Source organism: uncultured Phascolarctobacterium sp., assembly GCF_934190775.1.
GTDB lineage: Bacteria > Bacillota > Negativicutes > Acidaminococcales > Acidaminococcaceae > Phascolarctobacterium_A.
Window position 1 is genome coordinate 82,220 of the sequence record NZ_CAKPTG010000006.1, and the last position, 22,835, is coordinate 105,054.

General features: G+C 46.9%; 23 protein-coding genes. 9 read left to right on the top strand and 14 right to left on the bottom strand.

The window, feature by feature from the left end; translation table 11 throughout:
* Window positions 1-173: 173 nt before the first annotated feature.
* The 5 genes from Q0G26_RS04895 to Q0G26_RS04915 all read right to left on the bottom strand — a co-directional run bounded on the left by Q0G26_RS04895 (window position 174) and on the right by Q0G26_RS04915 (window position 6,420).
* Window positions 174-1,577 (bottom strand): AbgT family transporter, encoded by a 1,404-nt coding sequence (locus tag Q0G26_RS04895; RefSeq protein ID WP_293828999.1) that lies wholly within the window; start codon window positions 1,575-1,577, stop codon window positions 174-176.
* Window positions 1,578-1,598: 21 nt separating this feature from the next.
* Window positions 1,599-2,783 carry a M20 family metallopeptidase gene (locus Q0G26_RS04900; protein ID WP_293829000.1) on the bottom strand — a complete coding sequence of 395 codons (1,185 nt, stop codon included), beginning with the start codon at window positions 2,781-2,783 and terminating at the stop codon, window positions 1,599-1,601.
* 138 nt (window positions 2,784-2,921) lie between these two features.
* The gene (gene rplI / locus Q0G26_RS04905) at window positions 2,922-3,368 is read right to left on the bottom strand and encodes a 50S ribosomal protein L9 (protein WP_021719166.1); all 447 of its coding nucleotides are present in this window, start codon (window positions 3,366-3,368) and stop codon (window positions 2,922-2,924) included.
* Window positions 3,340-5,388: a DHH family phosphoesterase gene (locus tag Q0G26_RS04910; RefSeq protein ID WP_293829001.1), complete on the bottom strand. Its 2,049-nt coding sequence runs from the start codon at window positions 5,386-5,388 to the stop codon at window positions 3,340-3,342. The genes rplI and Q0G26_RS04910 overlap by 29 nt, the downstream gene beginning before the upstream one ends.
* A gap of 60 nt (window positions 5,389-5,448) precedes the next feature.
* On the bottom strand, window positions 5,449-6,420 hold the full coding sequence (locus tag Q0G26_RS04915) for a YybS family protein (RefSeq protein WP_293829002.1): 972 nt from the start codon (window positions 6,418-6,420) through the stop codon (window positions 5,449-5,451).
* A gap of 197 nt (window positions 6,421-6,617) precedes the next feature.
* Between Q0G26_RS04915 and Q0G26_RS04920 the strand changes: the two genes are divergently transcribed.
* From Q0G26_RS04920 to Q0G26_RS04945, 6 genes are all read left to right on the top strand, one after another.
* Window positions 6,618-7,265, top strand: coding sequence for a DUF6198 family protein (locus tag Q0G26_RS04920; protein ID WP_293829003.1), 648 nt, complete (start codon window positions 6,618-6,620; stop codon window positions 7,263-7,265).
* Between the two features lie 124 nt (window positions 7,266-7,389).
* Window positions 7,390-7,596 (top strand): cold-shock protein, encoded by a 207-nt coding sequence (locus tag Q0G26_RS04925; RefSeq protein ID WP_021719170.1) that lies wholly within the window; start codon window positions 7,390-7,392, stop codon window positions 7,594-7,596.
* Window positions 7,597-7,883: 287 nt separating this feature from the next.
* Window positions 7,884-8,915, top strand: a complete 1,032-nt coding sequence (locus Q0G26_RS04930) for an ABC transporter substrate-binding protein (protein ID WP_293829004.1) — start codon at window positions 7,884-7,886, stop codon at window positions 8,913-8,915.
* A 98-nt stretch (window positions 8,916-9,013) separates the two neighbouring features.
* Window positions 9,014-10,105: an ABC transporter ATP-binding protein gene (locus tag Q0G26_RS04935; protein WP_293813525.1), complete on the top strand. Its 1,092-nt coding sequence runs from the start codon at window positions 9,014-9,016 to the stop codon at window positions 10,103-10,105.
* Window positions 10,105-11,802, top strand: a complete 1,698-nt coding sequence (locus Q0G26_RS04940; RefSeq protein WP_293829005.1) for an iron ABC transporter permease — start codon at window positions 10,105-10,107, stop codon at window positions 11,800-11,802. The genes Q0G26_RS04935 and Q0G26_RS04940 overlap by 1 nt, the downstream gene beginning before the upstream one ends.
* Window positions 11,803-11,804: 2 nt before the next feature.
* Window positions 11,805-12,875 (top strand): ABC transporter ATP-binding protein, encoded by a 1,071-nt coding sequence (locus Q0G26_RS04945; protein ID WP_293693702.1) that lies wholly within the window; start codon window positions 11,805-11,807, stop codon window positions 12,873-12,875.
* Between the two features lie 66 nt (window positions 12,876-12,941).
* Here Q0G26_RS04945 and Q0G26_RS04950 read toward each other — a convergent pair whose 3' ends face one another.
* The 5 genes from Q0G26_RS04950 to Q0G26_RS04970 all read right to left on the bottom strand — a co-directional run bounded on the left by Q0G26_RS04950 (window position 12,942) and on the right by Q0G26_RS04970 (window position 16,952).
* Window positions 12,942-13,370, bottom strand: coding sequence for a hypothetical protein (locus tag Q0G26_RS04950; protein WP_293724754.1), 429 nt, complete (start codon window positions 13,368-13,370; stop codon window positions 12,942-12,944).
* A gap of 248 nt (window positions 13,371-13,618) precedes the next feature.
* Entirely contained in the window at window positions 13,619-13,909 is a 291-nt protein-coding gene (locus tag Q0G26_RS04955; protein WP_293724767.1) for a LysM peptidoglycan-binding domain-containing protein, read from the bottom strand.
* 212 nt (window positions 13,910-14,121) lie between these two features.
* Complete coding sequence (locus Q0G26_RS04960; RefSeq protein WP_293829006.1) at window positions 14,122-15,525, bottom strand: FAD-binding oxidoreductase; 1,404 nt, start codon at window positions 15,523-15,525, stop codon at window positions 14,122-14,124.
* Window positions 15,526-15,617: 92 nt separating this feature from the next.
* Entirely contained in the window at window positions 15,618-16,556 is a 939-nt protein-coding gene (locus tag Q0G26_RS04965; RefSeq protein WP_293829007.1) for an AEC family transporter, read from the bottom strand.
* Between the two features lie 57 nt (window positions 16,557-16,613).
* Window positions 16,614-16,952, bottom strand: a complete 339-nt coding sequence (locus Q0G26_RS04970) for a hypothetical protein (protein WP_009144405.1) — start codon at window positions 16,950-16,952, stop codon at window positions 16,614-16,616.
* Window positions 16,953-17,138: 186 nt separating this feature from the next.
* Here Q0G26_RS04970 and Q0G26_RS04975 point away from each other — a divergent pair, with 186 nt between their 5' ends.
* Genes Q0G26_RS04975 through Q0G26_RS04985 form a run of 3 tightly spaced genes read left to right on the top strand, consistent with a single transcriptional unit; the run spans window position 17,139 to window position 19,204 of the window.
* Window positions 17,139-17,573 (top strand): Rrf2 family transcriptional regulator, encoded by a 435-nt coding sequence (locus Q0G26_RS04975; RefSeq protein WP_293829008.1) that lies wholly within the window; start codon window positions 17,139-17,141, stop codon window positions 17,571-17,573.
* A gap of 51 nt (window positions 17,574-17,624) precedes the next feature.
* Window positions 17,625-18,200 carry a hydrolase gene (locus Q0G26_RS04980; RefSeq protein ID WP_293829009.1) on the top strand — a complete coding sequence of 192 codons (576 nt, stop codon included), beginning with the start codon at window positions 17,625-17,627 and terminating at the stop codon, window positions 18,198-18,200.
* Window positions 18,197-19,204 (top strand): hypothetical protein, encoded by a 1,008-nt coding sequence (locus tag Q0G26_RS04985; RefSeq protein WP_293829010.1) that lies wholly within the window; start codon window positions 18,197-18,199, stop codon window positions 19,202-19,204. The genes Q0G26_RS04980 and Q0G26_RS04985 overlap by 4 nt, the downstream gene beginning before the upstream one ends.
* A 219-nt stretch (window positions 19,205-19,423) precedes the next feature.
* Here Q0G26_RS04985 and Q0G26_RS04990 read toward each other — a convergent pair whose 3' ends face one another.
* The 4 genes from Q0G26_RS04990 to Q0G26_RS05005 form a co-directional block, all read right to left on the bottom strand.
* Complete coding sequence (locus Q0G26_RS04990; protein WP_293829011.1) at window positions 19,424-20,101, bottom strand: heparan-alpha-glucosaminide N-acetyltransferase domain-containing protein; 678 nt, start codon at window positions 20,099-20,101, stop codon at window positions 19,424-19,426.
* Window positions 20,102-20,390: 289 nt separating this feature from the next.
* The gene (gene rsmA, locus Q0G26_RS04995) at window positions 20,391-21,242 is read right to left on the bottom strand and encodes a 16S rRNA (adenine(1518)-N(6)/adenine(1519)-N(6))-dimethyltransferase RsmA (RefSeq protein ID WP_210685194.1); all 852 of its coding nucleotides are present in this window, start codon (window positions 21,240-21,242) and stop codon (window positions 20,391-20,393) included.
* Window positions 21,239-21,781: a ribonuclease M5 gene (gene rnmV / locus Q0G26_RS05000; RefSeq protein ID WP_293829012.1), complete on the bottom strand. Its 543-nt coding sequence runs from the start codon at window positions 21,779-21,781 to the stop codon at window positions 21,239-21,241. The genes rsmA and rnmV overlap by 4 nt, the downstream gene beginning before the upstream one ends.
* A 15-nt stretch (window positions 21,782-21,796) precedes the next feature.
* On the bottom strand, window positions 21,797-22,765 hold the full coding sequence (locus Q0G26_RS05005; RefSeq protein WP_293387884.1) for a 3D domain-containing protein: 969 nt from the start codon (window positions 22,763-22,765) through the stop codon (window positions 21,797-21,799).
* Window positions 22,766-22,835: the final 70 nt, after the last annotated feature.

Sequence of the window (22,835 nt, forward strand, 5' to 3'; positions counted from 1 at the left end):
TCTCATATATTCCGCAAGTATTCAAAAACAATTGCGGAACAGCAAATATTTTACACCTAAACAGTCAAAAAAGGAAGTACCTGCGATAATAAAATGCTTAGAAAAAGTTAATTTTTCCAAGCAGCTTTATCAGCAGCGTACTTCCTTGATAAATTCGTTATATTGCCTGCTTTTTATACCGGACCGAGGTTAATTGCTGTTGCATAGGTCAGGAAGCAGAAGGCTACTATCCACCATGCGCCAATCAGCGGCAGTACAAAGCGCAGCCATTTTTTATAAGGCACGTTTGCCATTGCCAGATAGGACATCGTTGCGCCGGACGCAGGAGTAATACAGTTGGTGAACGCATCACCGAAGGTGAAGGCGAAAACTGCGGTCTGGCGTGTCAGGCCCACGATATCAGCCAGCGGTGCCATAATCGGCATAGAAATTGCTGCCTGACCGGAGCTGGAAGGCACCAGCAGGTTGAAGCAATCCTGGATAATGAACATACCGAAGGCAATCGCAGAGGACGGGAATACATCCAGCATACCTGCGAGAGCATGAATGATGGTATCCATAACTCTGGCGTTATCCAGCAGAATAGTTGCCGCCTTACACATTGCTACCGCCAGGCAGGGCAACATCATACCCTTGCAGCCGTCAAGAAAGGCGTCGCAGATATCATTGGGCTTCAGGCCGCAGATAATACCGGACAAAACACCCATGATGATGAACAATGCGGAAATCTCATTCATATAAAAATCAAATTTCAAAACGCCAACGATAATACCCACAAAGTTCAGGCCCAAAAGCGCTAAGCAGACAGCCTGACGCGCAGTCAGCGGCTCTGCCTCCTCAATGTTGATATCATGGGTCTTAGCCTGGTCAATTTCATAAACAGGGCTGCTCTGCGGATTTTTCTTTACCTTATGCGCATGATACATAACGTAGGAAATATTCAGTATCAGCAGGACGAAGAAAATACCTACGCGATAGGGCAGAGCGGAAAAAATCGGCACACCGGCAATACCCTGTGCTACGCCGACGGAAAACGGCTGGGTGCAGCCTGCGCCATAGCCGGCAGCAACGGAGCAGAACAGCATGCCTAACGCAGTAAGGGAGTCAAAGCCCAACGCCAGCGCCACGCTTACTACCAGCGGAGTAAAGGCCAGATATTCCTCATTACAGCCTGCTAAGGTAGAAAAGGTTGCCAGCGTAGTCATCAGCACCGGAATCAGCAGAATACTGTGATTGCGCATTTTTTTAACCAAAGCACTGAGGCCGGCAACAATAGCGCCGGTCTTGGCCAAAATGTTCAACGAGCCGCCAACCATAAACAGGAAAGCGATAATAGTGATACCACCCTTAAAGCCCTTGTTGATGGAAGTAAAGAAATCCATAAAGCCTGTCGGCTTTTGTGCTACATAGTGGAAGGTAGCAGGGTCAACGACCATTTTACCGGTGTGTACATCCTTCACGCGTTCATACACACCTGCAGGAATTACATAGCTGGCCAAAGCGCAAAACAAAATAACGCAGACCAGAATAATTATGGGACTTGGTGCCTTAAAGGCTTTAACCTGTTCCTTTGACATCAATACATTTCTCCTAGCTTATTATGCAAATTTTTCTGTGTAGTCCTGCAGTTCCATAGCGCAAGCTACAGCAATCATCCAACGGCGGAAGAAGCTGTCTACCGAAGCGCACTCCTGCTTGGTGTGCGCACCGGAGCCCTGACCGCCCATAGAGCAGACCGTCGGAATACCAAGACTGCCAAAATAGGACGCATCCGACATACCTCCGACATAAATCGGCTCCGAAGCAGGATAACCGAACTTCGCAGCAACGCTGTTGATATAATCAAGCAGCTTATGGTTGGCCTCTGTTTCCTCAAACGCCGGCATCGGTGCTACAAACTCTACCTCGGTTGTTGTACCTTCGATATAGGTTTTGGCGCAGACCTCGCGGATTTTCTGCTGGATATATTCCATATGCTCCAGCTTTTTGTAGCGTACATCCAGCTCGGCATAGCAAATATCTGGTACGGCATTGGAAACCATACCGCCCTTGATAACGCCTACGCTTACTGTCAGTCCCTCATCATAAAGCGTCAGATCCTGCAGCAGCGGCAGCTTATGCGACATTTCAATAATCGCATTGCGTCCCTTCAGATAATCATTGCCTGCGTGCGCCGCCACGCCATGCACTGTGATATGGCAGTCCATACCGCCCTTGCGGCCGACAGTAAGGCAGTTATCCATGCGTCCGCTTTCCATATTAAAGCAGCATAAGGAGCCTTCAGCCTCCTGCAGCAAAATCTTATCAGCGATACCTGCTCCATGACTGCTTTCTTCATCACCGACAATCACCGCCTTTACCGGTCTGTCCTTGTAGCCGAAATGCTTTAAGGCCACCAGCAGATAAAAAATCTGGGCAACGCCGTTTTTCATATCCACTACGCCGGGACCATAGGCAAAGCCGTCCTTAATATGAAATGGATCGTCAGGATAGCTGCCGGAAGGGAAAACAGTGTCGCAATGACCTGCAAGCAAAAGCGGCTTACCGGGGACATCCTTGTTCAGCTCTGCAACCAATACATTGGCGCTGCCCTTGCTGTCTACAAGGCGGCAGTCAATACCTTCTGCTTCAAAATGCTTCTTCAAAAAGTCAATTATCCTGTTAACCTTCTCGATTTCATGGGAGCCTGCCTGCATATTCACCAGGTTTTCCCAAAACAACAACATTTCATGCCTGTTCTTTTCCACAAAGGCACGTAATTCTTCAATAGGAGCCTGCATCATAACCTCCTGCAATACACAATTATTTTGTAAATAAAAAAACTAACTATTTCATTGTACTAAACAGTTAAAGCCTTGTCAACAAAGTAAAAGCGGCAGCCGCCACCGGCGACTGCCACATACATCAGCTTCGCTCTGAAATTATTCAGCAACTACCATAACCTTGAAGGTAGCAGTTACATCGGTGTGCAGCTTAGCAACGGCAGTGTATTCGCCTAAGCCCTTAACTGCGGATTTCAGCTCAATTTTACGACGGTCAATGTTCAGACCGGTTTGCTTAATCAAAGCTTCAGCAACATCCTTGGAGGTTACGGAGCCAAACATTTTACCGTTTTCACCCACGCGTACCTTCATGGTTACTACAACCTTTTCTACCTGTGCGCCCAAAACAACAGCCTCGTCCTTAGCCTGAGCTGCACGATGCTTAGCGGTTGCCTGGTCCTGTTTAGCCTGATTGAGGTTAGCTGCGGTAGCTTCCTTAGCCAGTTTACGCGGCAGCAGGTAGTTGCGGCCATAGCCCTCAGCAGTTTCTACAATTTCACCTTTTTTGCCTAAGCTTTTAACATCTTGTAAAAGAATTACTTTCATCTGTTCGACACTCCTCTAACTGTTTTTTAGTCAGCGCAATAATCTGCGCTTCTACATCCCTGGCACGTTTATTTGCCAGCTGCACACCGGCCACCGTCTGATGACCGCCGCCGCCCAGCTCTTCCATAATTACCTGCACATTGACGCTGCCGTCACTGCGGGCACTTATGCTCAGGGAACCATCTTTATATTCAACAATTGCCATGCCTACAGCTACACTCTCAATGGTAATCAGAGTATCTGCTGTCTGCGCGGCAAGCACGGAAGACATAGTATCATTATCAGCATTACGCATAATCGCAATGGATAAGCCCGGTATCGGCATTTTAGCACTGGCTATCAGCTTAGCCTTTTGCTGTACAAAGCTCAGATCATCTTTAAACAGCAGGCGCACCAGATTCGGGTTAGCACCGCAGCGCCTTAGCAGCGCCGCTGCCTCAAAGGTACGCTCACCTGTCTGCACATTGAAGTTTTTCGTATCCAGCACAATACCGGCATACAGGGCAGTGGCCTCCGCCGGTGTAATATCCAGCCTGTCATCAAAATAACCTATCAGCTCCGTAACCAGCTCACTAGTAGACGAGCTGGACGGTTCCAGATACAATAACGTCGTATCACCGATAATATCCTCAGCACGACGATGATGGTCGATAATAATGCGGTTTTTGGCTGCCTGCAGCACTGCCTTGCTGGCAGAAAGCACCTCACGGTGATGGTCGACGATAATCAGAAGACTCTTATTGGTCATCAGCGGTAAAGCATCTGCGCCGCTATACATTATATCTATATACTTGGTCTCGTTAGCCGAAAGAATGATGTTCTCATTATCCAGCACCTCGGTAATACGCTTATAATAGGCGTTATGCTCACTGCTAACAATAAATGTTTCCTTGCCCAGCGACAGGCCCAGCTTGGCCATACCAATGGTAGCACCGATGGCATCATAATCCTCGTTGACATGTCCCATAACAAAAATACGGTCAGCCTGCAGCATCTGCTCATGAATCGTTTGTGCGACAATACGTGCACGCACACGCGTACTTTTAGCACCAACACTGCTCGTGCCGCCAAAGAACTGTGTATTCTTATCCTTCATAACAACAGCCTGGTCGCCGCCGCGTCCCAATGCCAGATACAAGCTCTTATTGGCGTTGCCGATAAGCTCCTCCAGCGTCACACCATCGCAAGCTACACCAATACTTACGGTCGGCGGTATTTTGTTGCCGCTGCGGATTTCACGCACCTTATCAAGTATCATGAACTTATCTTCCATCATATCCATTACGGCAGACTGCGAAAAGCCCATCAGGCTGCTTTCCTTATTCATACGGCAGATAAAGCCCTGCTTGGAGGCTGCCCACTTCGTCAGCAGCTCATTGACTTCACCATTCAGATTGGCCATATTGGTTTCACTCAGGCCACGCATAACCTCTTCATAGTTGTCAAAGCGCACATAGGCCAGGCACAGCTTATCATTGCTGCATTTCTGGCGCAGCAGCTCATAATCTGTAACATCAGTCAAAAACAACATCAGACCGCTGGAAGTATCATCCTTTTTGTTATGATGCTCCTGCGTTTCTACACTGTAATAGCGCATACGGTAATAGTGGTCCTCCAGTTGGATAACCTGTTCACCATCACGCACGCGCATCAGCTCAAAGGCATTCTGCGCCAACGGCAGAATTTCCTCCGGCTTTTTGCCCTCCAGATTGCTTTTGCCGGTCCAGGAGGCAAATAATTCATTTTTCCATTGCAGCTTGCCGTCTTTAGAAAAAACAGCAATCCCCACATCCAGCTTGCGCACCGCAAAATGGTTGGTACGTTCAATATTGCGGATAATATTATCCAGATAGCTGCTGAAGAAGATTTCCCTGTTGATAAGGTTCTGGCGACTGAAATAGTAGATAACGCCAAAAAGAATCAGTGCAGGAAAAATCAGCTTGGGCTGCAGATAGCAGACCAATACTGCCAGCAGCACAATTATCAGCAAATAAATATTAGTATCCGCTTTGGAATTCATATTCCGGTTAAACCTACTGAACATTATTTTCACCTCAAATCCGGCACAGGCGGCCGAACTTTAATTTTGTTTTCTGAATCTGCTTGCAGGACGGATTTTCCTAAAATCCATAACAATATCAAAGGCACCTACGTAAACCATAATCTGCGTAAAGATAGGTACAATAAAGAGCAACGCTACACCGATATTAGCCCACCAACGCGGCTTATGCTTGGTTTCGACAAACCAGTACAGCAGCACAATGCCCTGCAAAACCAGCACAAAGCTGCAGACAGTCTGCACATTGACCGACACCGTATACATCCAGCTGGCCTGATCATGCTGATAATAATAGGTTACTGCAAACAAAGACGCAGCATAGGGCCACAAAATCCAGCCGGGAACCTGCAGCATCGTAAACGGCGGGAAGGCTTCAAAGCTTTCACCCAGCTTCGTCAAAATCTTTTTGGCAGCCATGTAGTTTACAAAAGCCATCAGCGGCGCACACATCATGAATGCACCCGGCATGATAATGCGCATCATGCGCAGCATTTCAGCATAACCGTCGACAGTCTTTTTGATATCAGCCTCACTCATGCCATGCTCGCGGTAATAAACCGTCAGCTGCTCCAGGCTTTGATGGAAGGAGCTGAACATCATCTCAATCGGGTCAATGCCCAGTACCAAAAAGCTCAGCACGATATTCAGAATCAGCGCAATTATTGCGCCAACACTGCCATAAAGCATCATTTTCATCGGCGGCAGATGACATCGCATACACTCGCCCAAGATCAGGCCCAAAAGGCCAAAAATTGCCGCCAGGAAAAAGGCATTAATCGGGCTGATAATCATCGCGATAATCACGGTAGCAACCAGCAGTGTCATAATGCTCCACTTCAGGCCATGACGGCAGCCACAGATGACGATAGGCAGAGGCCAGACGAAATTGACGAAAGCACCCAGCACAGGCACATACATACTTATCAAAGCCATAACGATAGCAACGGCAGCTAAAATACCGGCCTCCACCATGGCAGATGTTTTACGAATCACAGGTTATCCTCCTTCATGGATATATTTCTTCAATATATTATTGTACTACATCAACCGCTGAAAAGCAAAGGCTTTACACCCGCCGACAAGCCGTATTGTGTATTTCATACAAAAATGGTATAATATATATTACGCTCTTGTATAGCAACGCCTGCCGTACATAAGCGTCTTTTATTTTTTTCAAAGGGGTTCTTAGCTTGCACAAGCAATATTTTCCGCAGCGCTGCTTTATGTTTCTCGTCGGCATCTTTACCATGACACTTGGCATCGCTCTTTCCTGCAAGGCCGATTTAGGCACATCGCCCATTTCCAGTGTACCCTGGGTTCTGAGTATGTTCATGCCCTGGAGCATCGGCGAAATAACTATTGTCTTGAATCTGCTTTTTATTATTGCCCAGCCCATTCTGCTGCGGCAAATTTACTGGCGTGAGCTGTTGGGACAGTTAGTAACATTGCTCGCCTTCGGCTACTGCATAGATTTTTCGATGAGCCTGCTGAGCTGGGTAAAACCGGATACTTTGTTTTGGCAATGGTTTGACTGCATCCTTAGCACCATCATCCTTGCCTTCGGTGTTTTTCTCTGCATCCGCGCCAAAATTTTCGTTGCTGCCGGTGAAGGCATTGTCCTGGTTATCGCCTTCGTCAGCAAAATTAAATTCAGCATCATCAAAAACTGCTTTGATTGCACACTCGTTGCCATCAGCCTGGCAATTTCCTTTATGCACTTCGGCGCCATGCGCGGCGTTGGCGTAGGTACAATTGCTGCTGCCATCCTCGTTGGCCGCTGGATACAGCTTTACAGCAATAAGCTGCATATTTTCGACAAATGGAGCATTTTAGAGTAAGATTTTTCTTACTCTAATTTTTAATTTTTAATTTTCTGAATATTGCTTGTATTCTGTTAGATTGTGTGCTATAATCTCTTACAACAGCTGTTAGAATAATATTTATTGAAGAAGGTGCTCGCTTATGCTTAGTATTGGTACAGTAAAATGGTTTAATAACAATAAAGGCTATGGTTTTATCACTGCAGGCAATGGTCAGGAGATTTTCGTACATTTTTCTGCCATCCACCTGAACGGCTACCGCTGCCTGGAGGAAGGCCAGCGTGTTTCCTATCATCTGACGCGCGGCAAGCATGGTCTCATGGCGCTCAACGTCACTCCAATTGTTTAAAACGCTCCTGCACCGGCAGCTTGACTGCCGGTCTTTTTTTGTTGCAAACATGTTTAGATACATTCTAATGATAAGAATTCACTTCGTGAAAGCAGATTACACAACATCAATGCTTGCCAACCTCAAAAAAACTGTATGACTTTCGGGAATTATCTTGCAGTTTAGTAAAATTTATGTTAAATTTAAGTAAAGTATTGTCGCGTTTTTGTAGGCAATGAGTAAGCAAAACCGGGACAGTAATAACAGCCGTCAGCAATTGCTGCGGTATATCCAAGGAGGTTTTATCAATGGCAAAGAAAACTAGTTTATGGGCACTGTTGCTCGTAATGCTCGTAACTATGCTTACAGCTGGTTGCGGCGGTGGTGGCGGAGAGAAAAAGGCTGCTCCTGCTAATGACAAAAAGCTTATCATCTACACCTCTATGAAGGAATCTCTGATTAAAGGCATTGTTGAAGGCTTCAAAAAACAAAATCCGGACATTGATGTCGACTATCAGTCTGCCGGCGCAGGCAAGCTGATGGCTAAAATCGCTGCTGAACGTCAAAGCGGCAAAATTTTGGCAGACGTTATCTGGACCAGTGAAGTTCCTGATTTCTATAAAATGAAAGATGAGGGCATTTTGGAAAAATACCAAAGCCCGGTATTAAAAGAAACTGTTAACCCGTTCACCGATTATGATGGCTCCTTCCATGCAGCACGTCTCGGTACTTTGGGCATCATCATCAACACCGATAAAATCAAAACTGCTCCAACCCAATGGTCTGACCTGCTGAAACCGGAATACAAAAACGGCTTTGGTATTGCTAACCCTGCTCTTTCCGGCACCTCTTACATGAGCGTAGCACTGCTGGAAAAACAATTCGGTTGGAAATTCTTCGAAGATATCAAAGCTAACGGCGGCCGCATCGGTAAAGGCTCCGGTCAAGTTATCGACGATACCGCTTCTGGCGAGCTTGTTTCTTCCTTAGCAGTTGACTATATCACCAACGCTAAGATTGCCAAAGGTGCTCATCTGCAAATGTGCTATCCGCCTGAACTCCTGGTAGTTCCCAGCCCGGTAGCTATTTTCAAAGGCACCACTAAACTGGATGCTGCTAAAAAGTTTGTTGATTATCTGTTGAGCAAAGAAGCACAAACCCTGGTTGCACAGCAAGGCACCATCCCTGTACGCGAGGACGTAGAAATCCCTGCTAAATTTAATCTGCCGGCTCCGAAGGCTGCTCTGGAAAAATCCATTAAGATTGATTACAAAGAAGCTGTGAAGACCAAAGAAGAGACCATTAAGAAGTTCTCTGATATTATGCAGGTTAAGAAATAAGCTTCAGACAAGCTCAGTCAAATTTAGTAAGTCAAAGCAATGGCGGCACAGGTTTGACCTGTACCGCCTTTTTTCAACAAAAAGGAGTTTTATGTAGAATGGAAGACATTATTAAAGTTGAAAATGTCGCCAAGGGGTACGCTAAGCACCAGGTGCTGCAAAACCTGGACCTGAATATCAAAAAAGGTGAGTGCTTTACCCTGCTTGGTCCTTCCGGCTGCGGCAAAACTGTCCTCATCCGCCTGATTGCAGGCCACGAGGTTCCGGATGCCGGTAAAATCAGTATTGATAATACTACTGTTGCCGACAGCAGCAGCGGCGAATATATTCCCCCGGAAAGACGCGGTCTTGGTATCGTGTTCCAGGATTACGCAGTATGGCCGCACATGACGGTTTACGAAAATATTGCTTATCCGCTGAAAATGGAAAAGCGCCCTAAAGATGAAATCGACAAGCTGGTTATGGATATGGTTGAAATAGTCGGCATGAAGGGTTTGGAAAAACGCCTTCCTTCCGAGCTCAGCGGCGGACAGCAGCAGCGTGTAGCTCTGGCGAGAGCCTTGGTATCTGACCCGTCCGTAATGCTGCTTGACGAACCCCTGAGTAACCTGGATGCTAACCTGCGTGAAGAAATGCGCTTTGAAATCAAAGCACTGCAGCGCAAATTCGGCATCACCGTTATGTATGTAACCCATGATCAGGAAGTAGCACTGGCTATTTCTGACCGCATTGCTATTATGGATGCCCAGGGACATATCCGCCAAATCGGCACTCCCTACGAAATTTTCGAAAAGCCTGCTGATTTATTCATCTTTAAATTTATGGGCATTGCTAATTTCCTGGCAGTCAAGGAAGCTAACGGTAAATTTGTCGTAGGCAACGGCACTCAGGAGGTTCCCTGGGAAGCACCTCAGGGCAAAGCAGCTGCCTGGGTAGCAGCCTTCCGTCCTTCAGATGTAGAAATCCACCGTGAAGGCCCCGGACTGAAAGGTATTATCCATCGTGCCAACTTCCTGGGCGCAACCATGGACTATGCCATCGATATTGACGGCGAAAGCCTGCGTACAGAGCTTTTGACGCATGAAGCTATCAATAACAACCTGATGTTTAAGGAAGGCGACGAATGCTACATCACCTTCCGCAGCCTGCTCTGGTTTGATGCAGAGCAATTGAAGGAGGTAGAGGAATAATGAGCACAGGCACCATCAAAAAAGATTCCGGCTTTGGCGTAGCTCAGCTGATTCTTTTTATCTCTATCGCCGTACTGGTCATCTTCGTTGCCTGGCCGGTACTTCTGATTCTGTTTAACGCATTCTTTGTTGACGGCTCCTTCAACAGCCACGACTTTTATGAAGTACTCACCGAGCCTGAAACCTTCCAGGCCCTCATCAATTCACTGATTATCGCCAGCATGACCACTATCGGCAGTACTATTGTCGGTACCTTCTTTGCCTGGCTGGTAACACGTACTGACCTGCCTTATAAGAACTTTATGAAAAGCCTTTTCCTGGTACCCTTTATGCTGCCATCATTCATCGGTGCATTAGCATGGAAAATGCTTTTATCTCCTAACTCCGGTTATATCAACAAATTCTTTATCGAAACCTTCGGTTTTTCCGGTCCGGTTTTCGATATCTACACCTACCATGGCATCAGTGCCGTAGAGGTTATGTATCTTTTCCCGTTCGTATTTATCCAGGTTTGCGGTGCATTGGAACGTATGGACCCGACCTTGGAAGAATCTGCCCGTATTTCCGGTGCCGGCCTGTTTACGATTACCCGCAAAATCACCATTCCGCTGGTTATGCCATCTATCATGAGCGGCGCGCTGCTGATTATGCTTTACTCCATGGCTCACTTCGGTACTGTAGCTGTTTTGGGTATTGAACAGGGTATTTACAACATCCCGACACTTATTTATGAAAAGATACACCAGAGCGGCGGCAGCTTTGAATCTATCCGTACCGGTACCGTACTGGCAACCGTACTAGTTGTTTCCGCAGCCTGCATTATCTGGGCACAGCAAAAAATTCTCAGCAACGGCCATTACCAGATTATCGGCGGCAAAAGCTTCCGTCCTATGGAGCTCAAACTGCGTGGCCTGCGTTATCCGCTGCTGTTTTTCTGCCTGGCTTACATCGCCTTCACGATTCTGCTGCCTACGGCAGTTATCTTCCTTGTAGGCGGCGTTAAGACCTACGGCCTGCCCTTTACAATGGAAAACCTTTCTTTGGACAACTACAAATATATTCTCTTTGAATATGAAGTTACCAAAGACGCTATCTTCAACAGTATCAGCTTAGGCCTGGCAGCAGCAATTATCACTATGTTTGCCGGTGTTATGATTTCCTATGTAATTGTTAAGATGAAGGTTCGCGGCAAAGGTATTTTGGAATTCTTGGGCATGCTGCCCTTCTCCGTACCTGGCTCCGTTATCGCCCTCGGCGTAATCCTTGCCTGGAGCGGCCAATTTGGCGTTAACCTCTACAACACAGTATGGATTATTCTTGTAGCCTACATCGCCCGCTACATGGCCTTCTCTCTGAAGGCTAACTCTGCAGCCCTGGAACAGGTGCATGATTCCCTGATGGAAGCATCCCGCTCCTGCGGCGCAACCATGTGGCAATCATTAAAGGATATTGTTATTCCTTTAGTTAAGCCCGGTATGATCAGTGCTTTCTTCCTGATTTTCCTGCCGGCACTGCGCGAATTAACCGTATCCATTATGCTGTATGCTCCTACCACCAGAACCATTGGTGTTGCTATCTATACCTTAAACGAGGACGGCGAAACGGTTATGTCTACAGCCCTCGCAGGTATCGCCCTGATCCTGATTGTAGTCGGTCAGATGCTGATTAATCGTTTTACCAAGAAAGTAGAGGGTTAATTATGTCCTATATCCGTTTAGTAAATGTAACCAAACAATTTGGCGATGTAACCGCTGTCAATAACCTGAATTTGGAAATCGGCAAGGGTGAATGCTTCTCCATGCTGGGACCATCAGGTTGCGGCAAAACTACCACCCTGCGCATGGTGGCAGGCTTCGAGGATTTGTCTGACGGTGAAGTATGGGTAGGCGACCGCCTGCTTTCCTCACCTAAAAAGCATCACTATACACCTCCGGAAAACCGTAATTTCGGCATGGTTTTCCAGGCTTTTGCTGTATGGCCGCACATGAGCGTTTACGAAAACGTTGCTTTTCCGCTGCGTCTGCGCAAACTGCCCAAGAGTGAAATCGATCAACGCACCCGTGATGCCCTCATTGCCACCAACCTGCTGAAATCAGCAGAAGACAGCCCGGCCAACCTGTCGGGCGGCGGCAAGCAGCGCGTTGCTTTAGCACGCGCGCTGGCTATTAATCCTGACGTAATGCTGCTTGATGAGCCTCTCTCCAGTCTGGATCCGCATCTGCGTGAGGAAATGCGCTTTGAAATCAAAGACCTGCAGCGTAAATATGGCTTCTCCATTATTTACGTAACACATGACCAATCCGAGGCAATGGCACTTTCTGATCGTATCCTGGTTATGAAATTAGGTGTTATGCAGCAGATTGATACACCGCTCAATGTTTACAACAACCCATCCAACAAATTCGTTTTCAGCTTCATCGGTGTATCCAGCTTCACTGATGTTACCTGGCAAGGAAACCAGGCCTTCATCAAAGGCTCACAGCATGCACTGCCGTCCGCACTTGTTATCCCGGACCGTATGCGCGGCGAAACTGTCTTCAACCTCGCCAGCCGTCCGACCGAGATCCGCTTTACCAGCGAAACCGATCCCAACGGCGTGCGTGGTATAGTTATCCGCAAGGCCTTCCTGGGCGAAATAATCGATTATCTGGTAAAAATCGGTGATCAGGAAATCCGCGTACAAATCGGACGCCGTGATCCCGGTCCTGAAGTTAACGAGGTATGCTATCTGCACTTCCTGCGTCCCTTCTGGTACAAAGTAAACGAATAAGCTTTTCATAAAAAAAGCCAGCATATCAATATGATATGCTGGTTTTTTATGCCATTTTCACTCTTTTTAAAGCTTTACGTCCAGCGAAGCGCTCACGCCAACGCCCTGCACGCGGTTAACATTTTGATAAGACACATTATCTACCGGAATCAGCACCTTACAACGCACGCCCAAAAGCGTCTGCTCGATCATCAGCGCCGCCTTTACCTGGTCTACTTTAGACTGCGGTCCTGAAACCTGCGCTGCACCGGCACGACTGCCATCACCAACAGAAATAATCGGCACTACCTTCGTCGCATCTGTAGAGCTTACACCGTATTTGGCCGTTACAGAGTTAATTGCATTATTCAACGCCGGAGCGGTAGCATCTACAGCATAACCGATAGCGCCGCCCTTGAGGACCTTATCTAAAATACCGGCCTGCGCCGCAGGCATACTGTTACCTAAAACAAAACCGCACACAAGTGCTGCTGCAATCCATTTTTTATTTCGCATAACGCATACCTCCTCGAATACTTATTATATTCGACAAGCGGCGTTAAAAGCCTTGCAAGTATTCTGTGAAATTAAAGTAACGAGATTGTTACTGCGCAAGCCTAACATTCCCTTATACCCAAAGCGCATCCCTAAAGATTACTCAGACAGATAAATTCACCCACAAGCTCGATTTTAAAGCACAAAAAGGCTGTTGTACTACCCTGCAAGTACAACAGCCTTTATATTTTGCTCATACTATTTTGCTATCATTTATTTTCTGCTACCATCAGACCGCTATCATGCACACGCAGCGGTACCTTTAATACCTGACCGGGATAAATAGTCTTAGATTTTAGCTTATTAGCCTGCGCAATGCGGAAAATAACCTCACGCACATCCTCACGTTCTTCTGTATGACGTCCGGCAATATCCCACAGCGTTTCGCCATCAGCAACAGTCACAGTATATTCCTTGTAAACAGGTTCGTCAGCAAACACAGCACTATAGCCAGCATAAAGTAAGCAAGCACAGCAGATAATAGTTAAAAACCTTTTCATATCTATCACCACCTAATAAATCTCTGTTTGCTTATATTATAGTATTAGGCGCGAACTTTGTCAATGCTTTTATGAATTTTTGTTTGCTATTTTCTGATGTTTTTCGAACATTTCTCCTAAACCCAATATGCTTTATGTGCTATATCTAAAAAATTTACCGCACATTGAAAAAGGCATTCCCTTTCGGCAATGCCTCTTTATCTAAGCTTGTACTACTCTATATCGAAAATCTTGCCCGGATTCAGGATATTATTGGGATCCAGGGCTTTTTTAATAGCACGCATCATTTCCAGCTCATCGGGATTAGTAAATTCCTGCATCAGCTGTTTGCGTTTATAGCCAATGCCATGCTCACCGCTCAAACGGCCGCCATGTGCATAAATAAAACGATACAGCTCCTGCTGGTTAGCCTTTACTCTGGCATCCCAATCAGCATAATCCTCAGCCTCCTGCTTCAGGATATTCAAATGAATGTTGCCATCACCGGCATGACTGGCAATGCGTGTTACCAGCTGATATTTTTCTGCCAGACGCAGGATTTCCGCCAGTAGCGCAGGCTCGTGGTCTACCGGGCAGACAACGTCCTCCTTGCAGACAATCAGACTTTCAGCACGCACCGCTTCGGCAAAGGCCTTGCGTGCCTGCCAGATTTTATCGTGCTCTGCCACCAATACATCACCGGCGCCATTTTCGGAGCAGATTTCATCCATCGTGCAGGCCTTTTCATCCAGGTCGTCCTCGCTGGTGCCTTCTACCTCCACGATAAGATAATTGCCCTTTTCACTGCCCTGCAGCGTTGTACCAAGATAACGCTCCACAGATTTGATAGTGATATTATCCATATATTCTACGCAGGTAGGCATAATACCGGCCATAATAAGCTTGTTAACTGTGCCGATGGCGTCCTCCGGCGCTTCAAAAACTGCCAACAAATCCATGCTGTACTTAGGCAGCGGCAGCAGCTTCACAGTAATCTGCGTGATGATACCCAAGGTACCCTCACTGCCAATAACCAGCTGCTCCAAGCAGTAGCCTGTAGTCTGCTTTTGCAGGCGTGCTCCCAGCTGCACAATCTTGCCGGTAGGATTAACCACCTCCACAGCATATACCTGATGACGCGTGGTGCCGTATTTAACCGCACGGTTGCCGCCGGCGTTAGTTGCCACGTTACCGCCAATAAAGCAGGAATCACCGCTGCAGGGGTCACCAGCATAAAAAGCACCCTTAGCTGCAGCTGCCGCCTGCAGGTCGGATGTACGCACACCAGGCTCTACCACCGCGTACATAGCATCGGCATTAACCTCGATAATCTTATTCATCTTTTCGAGTGAAAGCACTACACCGCCATAAATAGGCACTGCACCGCAGGCAAGACCTGTGCCTGCGCCACGCGGCACAACCGGGAAGTGATATTCATTCGCCAGCTTCACCACAGCTGCTACCTGCTGCGCATTTTCTGCAAACACCACTGCCTCAGGCATATGATGATATGCCGGGTCAGTCACTTCATCATGGGCATATATTTCCATCTGCCCTGCATCCGTCACAACATTTTGTGCGCCAACCAAGGCCTGCAGCTTGGCAATTATTTCGTTAGACAGCTTGTTATACTCCATAATTCAGCCCTCCTCATTTGTAACAATAAGATTTTTCATAACTCTATGCTTATTTTATCACAAATCACGATATTTATAACAGCAAATCTTTTTTAGTGTACCAGCCACATATAAAAAGGTATTGACAACACTGCCAGCACAGTACTTACCGCCGTCAGCATAGCGGCATATTTATAATCGCCGCCATAGCCCTTGGCTACAATCGCCGTATTGGTCATTGCCGGCATCGCTGCCATAATCACAAAAACCTTTTCCATCATCGGCTCCAGATGGAAAAACGGCAAAATCAGAAAAACTATCCAGGGACAAATTAAATAGCGTCCCAGCATAGCTACTACCAGCTCCTTGCCTACAGCAATCTCCTCCCAACGAGTTTTGCTCATAGCAATACCGATAAAAAGCATTGCCAACGGCGTAGTCATGCTGCCTAAATAATGAAAGGACTTAAACAACGGCTCCGGCAGATTCCATTCCAACAACACCATAACCACGCCCAGCGTAAAGCCTATCAGTGGCGGCGACATAATGCTTTTCAGCGTCTTACGACTGAAAAACGGCATTATTACACCATTGCTGCTCGCCAAATCATGAAAGCCTATCGTCCAGAAAAGAGTTGTGTTCACCATATAGTAAATCATGATATAAGGTGCGCCGGCATCGCCAAACAGAGCTATACCCAACGGCAGGCCTATAAAGATTGTATTGGAAAAGCTGACACAGATGGAAAAAATCCCTCTGTGCTCTTGCGGAACTCCTATCAATCGTCCCAGCAGCCTACTGATAAAATAGCCTGCCAGCATCGAAATCATGGGTACAATAAGGCCATGTGAAAGCGTGATAAGCTGATCATGCTTAAACTGCCCCAAAATATTGGTCAGCATATACGTAGGCAGGCAAACATAATTCACCAGACGTGAAATAAGAGCCACACTCTCCTCGCTGAACCAGCCCCTGCGCTCTAAACAAAAGCCGACAGCAATCATCAGCATAATGGTCAGCACACCATTCAGTGCGTGTAAAACTATTTCCATTGTCTTCCCCTCATAAAACAAAAATTGCCGAAGCACGCAGCTTCGGCAGTAAAGATTTTAGTTTTTGGATTTTTTTACTTCTTCCAGTTTGTTTTTCATCCAGTCAATCATTGCTACCTTGCCAAAATCATGCCAGGTTTCGCACTCAGTATTTTTAGCAATATATTCATTCCACTTATCCTGATTAACATTTTCTACTTCCATCAGGTTCATGATGCCAAAGCCACTGCGCCAAATCATATCATCCATAGAAGTGAATTTGCTGTTTTCCTGCAAAAACTTGGGGTTAAATAATTCCTGAAAGGATACCTTGTTCAAAATCTTGCCCAGTTCCTTGTCCTCAGTAAAAATTCCCAGATAATGCTTAAAGGTTTTATCTAATTTATTTTTTTCCATCTTCCTGCCTCCGAAATTAATTGTATAAGGGTATTTTAACACAAAAAACATAAAATGGCACTAGCATTTTCATATTCAGCTCCCAGAATCATCACTTTTAGCCTGCAAGCAGCAGATATTATAATCATTATTGAATTCCTACTAAATTCATAGTAAAATATAGACATTAGAAAGGTTGTGACCGCAATGAAAATTTCTACCAAAGGACGATATGCCCTGCGTTTGATGCTTGATTTAGCCATCAACAACACCGGTAGCTATATACCCTTAAAAACAGTTGCCAACCGGCAAAAAATTTCCGATAAATATTTGGAGCAGATTATCCATCAATTAAGTAAGGCAGGCTTTGTCCAAAGCGCCCGCGGCGCTCAGGGCGGTTACCGCCTGACGCGCACGCCTGAGGAATACACCATAGGCGAAATCCTGCGCACAGTAGAAGGCAGCCTGGCGCCTGTATCCTGCCTGGACTGCAAAACGCCCTGTGACCAAATTGATTCCTGTATCACGATTGGTCTGTATAAAAAAATTCAGCAGGCCATTGACGGCGTAGTTGACCATACTACGCTGGGCGATATGATTAATGATTACCGCGCCAAGCATCCGCAAGCTGCAAACGTTTAAAAGCGAGCTAAGCACCCGCATTATTTATAAAAGCATTAGGAGGAAGATAATATGAACAGAGAAGAAGCCTGGAACTTATTACGTCAATATAACAAGGAATCCTTTCACCTGCGTCACGCTCTTACTGTAGAAGGTATTATGCGTTACTTTGCCAAGGAGCTTGGCTATGCAGACCAGGAGGAATACTGGGGCATTGTAGGCCTGCTGCATGACCTGGATTTTGAGCTCTATCCTGAAGAGCACTGCGTAAAATCCCAGGAGCTGATGCGCGAGCACGGTGTAGACGAAAGCATTATCCGCTCCACTGCCAGCCATGGCTGGGGCCTGACTGCCGCTAACATTGAGCCGGAGCACCAGATGGAAAAGGTGCTTTTCGCTATCGATGAGCTTTCCGGCTTAATCGGTGCCGCTGCCCTGATGCGCCCCTCTAAAAGCGTGCAGGACATGGAGCTGAAATCCTTGAAGAAAAAATTTAAGGATAAACACTTTGCTGCCGGCTGCAGCCGCGATGTAATCAAGCAAGGTGCCGATATTTTAGGCTGGCCTTTAGACGAGCTGATGGAAAAAACCATCGCCGCTATGCGTGTAGACGAAGCAGCCATCAACGAAGCCTGCGACAAATTATGAAGCGTACTGCTTTAATCTGCTCGCTGCTGCTCGGCCTTTCAGGCAGCAGCTTCGCAGCCACAGCCGAAGAGCTGTGGCAAAATTACCAGCAGCAGCCATCTGTAGTTTCCACAACGCCAACTAAACCAGTCACGCGCCCGGAGGCAACAAGCAAGAATGATATTCATGCAGCGAAAGACGCTGCTGCAGAAAGCGCCGCAGACGTTGCTCCTGAAGCTGCGCCAGCAGCGAGAGAGCAAACAGAAGCACTGCCCAACGCCAAGGAAGCAAAAGCAGCAACTGCTGACGCCAAAACAGCAGAGCAAGCAATTGTAACAGAAGCACCCAAAACAGCTACAGAACCAAACGCAACCGAAACTACGGAAGCAGTCGTAAATGAAACGCCAGCCAAAGCAACAGAAGCCAAAACTGTCGCAGCAGAAACAGCTGCCAGCGCCACAAATGCTGCCAAGACACCTGTTGTCGGCAACAAGCCTGTAGCACCCGCTGATAAACCCAAGCCTAAGCCTAAGCTTAATTTAGTAGGCAAGCCGCCGCTGCCCAGGCAGTTCATGCGTACACCGCAAGTGAACGATTTTACGATTGTCAGCAGTGAAGCAGGCGGCTATAGTATGGCCGTGCCCAAAGCCTTCGGCAAAAATCCGCTGGCAGACCTGCCACATACTGAGGGTGCCATGCTGGTGCGCACCGCCAGTAACATTCTGATGCTGGCAGCAACTGTGCTTGACGCTGCAGATACCACAAGCTTCAAAGCAACAGAAGCATTGCCTGTCTACGAAAATGCCAAGGTATACTGGCAATGGCAGCACGGCAGCCCGTTCATCTGGAACTGTCGCCTAAGTGCCCACAACGACTATCACGGCAACAAGCTGCTCTTGACTGCGGAAGCTACGCAAAACGGTAAGACCTACCAGCTGCTTTACGTAATGCCTGCAGCTCAGGCAGATAACTATCTGCCGCAGGCAATTTATTCCTTAGACAGCTTTAAATTAAATCAGCCATAAAGAAAAATCCTCCGACAGCTCGCCAGCTGCGGAGGATTTTCCTCTTTCTCTCTCGTTAATTATGAGTCCGGGGACATTAGCTTTGTTGGGACATTGGCTAAAAGCATGGGGTGTTAAAGGTTAAGAAGAAATAAGTAGAGGGATAACACCATATGCAGACAAACTTGATAACCACGAGAATTTCTATGCAAATTGACTTTTAAAGAAAGGCTTGTTAAGTTAGCTCAGCTTCTTCAGATAAGCTTGTCCTTTTTCATGCTCGGACATAAACTGGAACAGGTAGAGACCGCACAAGAATAAGAAGATGTTCGGCAGGAAAGGCACATACTCCAGCGAGACAAAATCTGCACTAGGCAGCCCCAACCATACGTTCCAGTCACCGTACAGGAAGGACGGCAGATGTCCGATTATCTTACCCTGCCAGATGATCACGCCATCTGTAAGATGCCTGGTCAAATCATAGGCTATTGCAGATAACAGCCAACCGCAGGAACCGGGAGACTTCTGTAGCCACCAATGAATTGGCTGTACTACCAGATAAGCAAGACCAAGGAAGGTAAAGATGCCAAAATAAATGGCGTGCTGCGGTGTAAAAATATAGGTGCAAAGCGAAATCGCAGTACCTACACCCAAAAGGCCCAATCCCCATTTGAGATAATTGCTGCCCTGGCTGAAGGTCATACCGCACAGAACCACAATGCTCCACAGCGTCAGCCGCTGCCACCAGGCATAATCCCAAGCAGGATTAGTACCCTGAGCTACATTGATATTGTACATGAAGTAGAAAACTGCCAGATTCAGGAAGGCTGCAGCCTTGAGTGCATTCAGCACACGATACTGCTTCTTTTCTGTTTTTGTTTCTGACTGCTCATACATTTTTGCTAATAACTTTTCCATAATACTTACCTCGCTTTCATCTTGTGAGGTGAAGCGCCGCGCAAACCTTAGGGAATATTTATTATTCCCTGTAGTTATAATATAAACGATTTCGTCAGAATTTTCAAGAGGGCAAATTATAACGCTTTGGAATACAGCAAGTAAGTTTATAATAGTTATGCTTTATTAGAATATTAATAATGCATAACAGGAATAACTATGCCCTGAAAAAGCCAAAAACAGCAGAGAAAGTGTAAACTACATTACATTTTCTCTGCTGTTTTGTAAAGCAACTTCTTTTCAGCGTTTTTTATTTTTCTGCACCGAAGGTATTGGTCAAGGCCGCAAAATCCTCCAGGCTGAGCGTTTCCGCTCTGCGCTTGCCATCTACACCGGCACGCTGCAGCCACTGCGCACACTGCTCGGAGTTGATGCCCATATTCTTCAGCGAATTGCTGAGCATCTTACGTCTGAGGGAGAATGCTGCCTTCACAACGCGGAAGAACAATGCTTCGTCGCACACCTTTACCGGCGGCTCGGAGCGGCGCTTGCACACAATAACAGCCGAATCAACAGCCGGTGCGGGGATAAACGAGGTCGGCGGTACGATAAACGCTATCTCCGGCTCGGTATAATACTGAATAGCTACCGAAAGCGCACCATAATCTCTGCTGCCTGGTTTGGCAGCCATGCGCTCGGCAACCTCCTTCTGCACCATAGCAACTAAGCGTTCCATGGGCAGACGCTTTTCCAGCAGGGCAAAAATAATCGGCGTAGTAATATAATACGGCAGGTTAGCGCACACCTTGAATTCCGGTGCTGCCACCGTTTCCATAATATTTACCTGCAGGATATCGCCATTGACAATGCGTACATTGTCATAGCCCTCCAGCGTAACATCCAGTACCGGCAGCAGGCGCTTATCCAGCTCTACTGCTACAACATCGGCACCGCTTTCTGCCAACCCCTGCGTCAGCGTACCTATGCCGGGGCCTACCTCCAGCACCTTATCCGCAGGGGACAGCTCTGCTGCTTCCACAATACGGCGCACGATATTTTCATCAATCAGGAAATTCTGCCCCAGCTTCTTATCGGCACGCAACTTAAAGCGGTGCAGAATATGATTCGTTACCTGGGGAGAAGCAATAACGGGTTTATTCACTCTTCACTCTCCAATTTTTCTAAAGCAGCCGTAAACTCTTCACGGCTCACGCCATAATGATTCAGGCGTTCCAAAAAGCGTTTGGCATTGCCATAGCCTATACCAAGCTCGGCACCCAGCGCATCACGGCGCGCAGAAGCACGCTCGCTGCCATTCAGGTCATTTTGGAATAAATCACGCATGGTAAATTCCTGCTGCGGACGATATTCATGGTGACGCACCTTAGACAGTGCTTCTAATATCGCCTCCGGCTGCGCCTGCTCCACGCCTACATCATTGTTGGCAGTCGCCTGACGCTTGGGAATAAACGCCTGCCCTGCGTCCGGAAAGCGCTCCGTCAGGAAGCGACGAATGCGTTCTCCTGCACCGTCAGGATCAGTCAGGATAATTATCCCGCGTTTTTTATACGCAGCCTCTATCTGGCGCAGAGTATAGGGGGCCAGCGTAAAGCCACCGGTTTCGATAGTGTCGGCCTCCAGCGCCTTACCAATTGCCACCGTATCCATTTTTCCTTCTACTACGAGCACTTCCTTAAGCATCAGATAAATTCCACCTTAATCAGCTAAAATATAAATATCTACATCGCGTCTGCCCCACTGGATAGCACGATGATAATCATTAAAGAACAAATCTACTCTATGGTGAACCATATCGCCACCGGTATCACCAGCCATAGCGATACCATAACCAGGAATATACATTTTTGTATAATACGGAATGAAGCGCGGGTCAACAGCCACAATGCCTTCATACGGAACGAGGCCGATAGAAGTACGGCTGCCTGTTGCTACATAAGCAGAGGCATGGGCGCTGATTTTTTTCGTATAGCGCTTATAGCCCTCAGGAGTATAGACGCTCATCGCCATACCCTTGCGGATAACCTTTGTTTCCGGCTCAATCAGCACATGACGCGTCAGCTCCTGCACAGAATGACTGCCGTCACCGTTTTTCACCTTTTTGGAAACAACCTTCGCTGTACCTGCCTTGCCTTCAACATGTATCTTTTCCGTGCCGAAGTTCAGACTGTAATCGTCCTCATACTTCACCGGAATATCTACACTTGCTTCACTGAACTGCAGCTCCTCATCGGCATTCAAAATATAAACCTGCATGCCTTCCTTGAACGGCTCATGCACATCCGGATATACACGCTCCTTTTTATAGGAGATGCCCAAATCCTTCAGCGCCTCGCCTACAGTCGGCTTGCAGCTTTTGTATTCTACCGTTTCATTGCCACGGATAACAGTAAAGGGCTTGCCGCGCAGTACCTCAATGACACTGCCGTTCTGCACCCTTTTAGTATTCTGCAGCTTCCAGCCATCGCCCTTCTCCAGGACAATGCCTGCCTCCTGCAAAATTTTGCCCGGCTTTACTGCATTAGTACGCACTTCCTTTGTCTGACCATCATAAAGAATAGTCACCTGCTGTGAAATATCAAAACCCGTCAGGAAGGGTACCATCAGCATAAGAATAACGGCAGACAATAAACAATTTAAATGTAATCTGCATATATGCTTAATCATAAAAACCTCCTTAATCCGGTTATTATTTTAACATAAAACAGCAGGAAGCGTCAAATTTGTGACATTTACG

Coding starts and splice junctions, on each gene's coding strand:
- Q0G26_RS04900 (WP_293829000.1), bottom strand. CDS start 2,783: ATGATGCAGGCTCCTATTGAAGAATTACGTGCCTTTGTGGAAAAGAAC.
- Q0G26_RS04950 (WP_293724754.1), bottom strand. CDS start 13,370: ATGCGAAATAAAAAATGGATTGCAGCAGCACTTGTGTGCGGTTTTGTT.
- rnmV (WP_293829012.1), bottom strand. CDS start 21,781: ATGCTTAAGGAAGTGCTCGTAGTAGAAGGAAAAATGGATACGGTGGCA.
- Q0G26_RS05005 (WP_293387884.1), bottom strand. CDS start 22,765: ATGATTAAGCATATATGCAGATTACATTTAAATTGTTTATTGTCTGCC.
- Q0G26_RS04910 (WP_293829001.1), bottom strand. CDS start 5,388: ATGAATTCCAAAGCGGATACTAATATTTATTTGCTGATAATTGTGCTG.
- Q0G26_RS04970 (WP_009144405.1), bottom strand. CDS start 16,952: ATGGAAAAAAATAAATTAGATAAAACCTTTAAGCATTATCTGGGAATT.
- Q0G26_RS04940 (WP_293829005.1), top strand. CDS start 10,105: ATGAGCACAGGCACCATCAAAAAAGATTCCGGCTTTGGCGTAGCTCAG.
- Q0G26_RS04895 (WP_293828999.1), bottom strand. CDS start 1,577: ATGTCAAAGGAACAGGTTAAAGCCTTTAAGGCACCAAGTCCCATAATT.
- rplI (WP_021719166.1), bottom strand. CDS start 3,368: ATGAAAGTAATTCTTTTACAAGATGTTAAAAGCTTAGGCAAAAAAGGT.
- Q0G26_RS04960 (WP_293829006.1), bottom strand. CDS start 15,525: ATGGAGTATAACAAGCTGTCTAACGAAATAATTGCCAAGCTGCAGGCC.
- Q0G26_RS04955 (WP_293724767.1), bottom strand. CDS start 13,909: ATGAAAAGGTTTTTAACTATTATCTGCTGTGCTTGCTTACTTTATGCT.
- Q0G26_RS04965 (WP_293829007.1), bottom strand. CDS start 16,556: ATGGAAATAGTTTTACACGCACTGAATGGTGTGCTGACCATTATGCTG.
- Q0G26_RS04985 (WP_293829010.1), top strand. CDS start 18,197: ATGAAGCGTACTGCTTTAATCTGCTCGCTGCTGCTCGGCCTTTCAGGC.
- Q0G26_RS04930 (WP_293829004.1), top strand. CDS start 7,884: ATGGCAAAGAAAACTAGTTTATGGGCACTGTTGCTCGTAATGCTCGTA.
- Q0G26_RS04945 (WP_293693702.1), top strand. CDS start 11,805: ATGTCCTATATCCGTTTAGTAAATGTAACCAAACAATTTGGCGATGTA.
- Q0G26_RS04980 (WP_293829009.1), top strand. CDS start 17,625: ATGAACAGAGAAGAAGCCTGGAACTTATTACGTCAATATAACAAGGAA.
- Q0G26_RS04975 (WP_293829008.1), top strand. CDS start 17,139: ATGAAAATTTCTACCAAAGGACGATATGCCCTGCGTTTGATGCTTGAT.
- Q0G26_RS04990 (WP_293829011.1), bottom strand. CDS start 20,101: ATGGAAAAGTTATTAGCAAAAATGTATGAGCAGTCAGAAACAAAAACA.
- Q0G26_RS04935 (WP_293813525.1), top strand. CDS start 9,014: ATGGAAGACATTATTAAAGTTGAAAATGTCGCCAAGGGGTACGCTAAG.
- Q0G26_RS04925 (WP_021719170.1), top strand. CDS start 7,390: ATGCTTAGTATTGGTACAGTAAAATGGTTTAATAACAATAAAGGCTAT.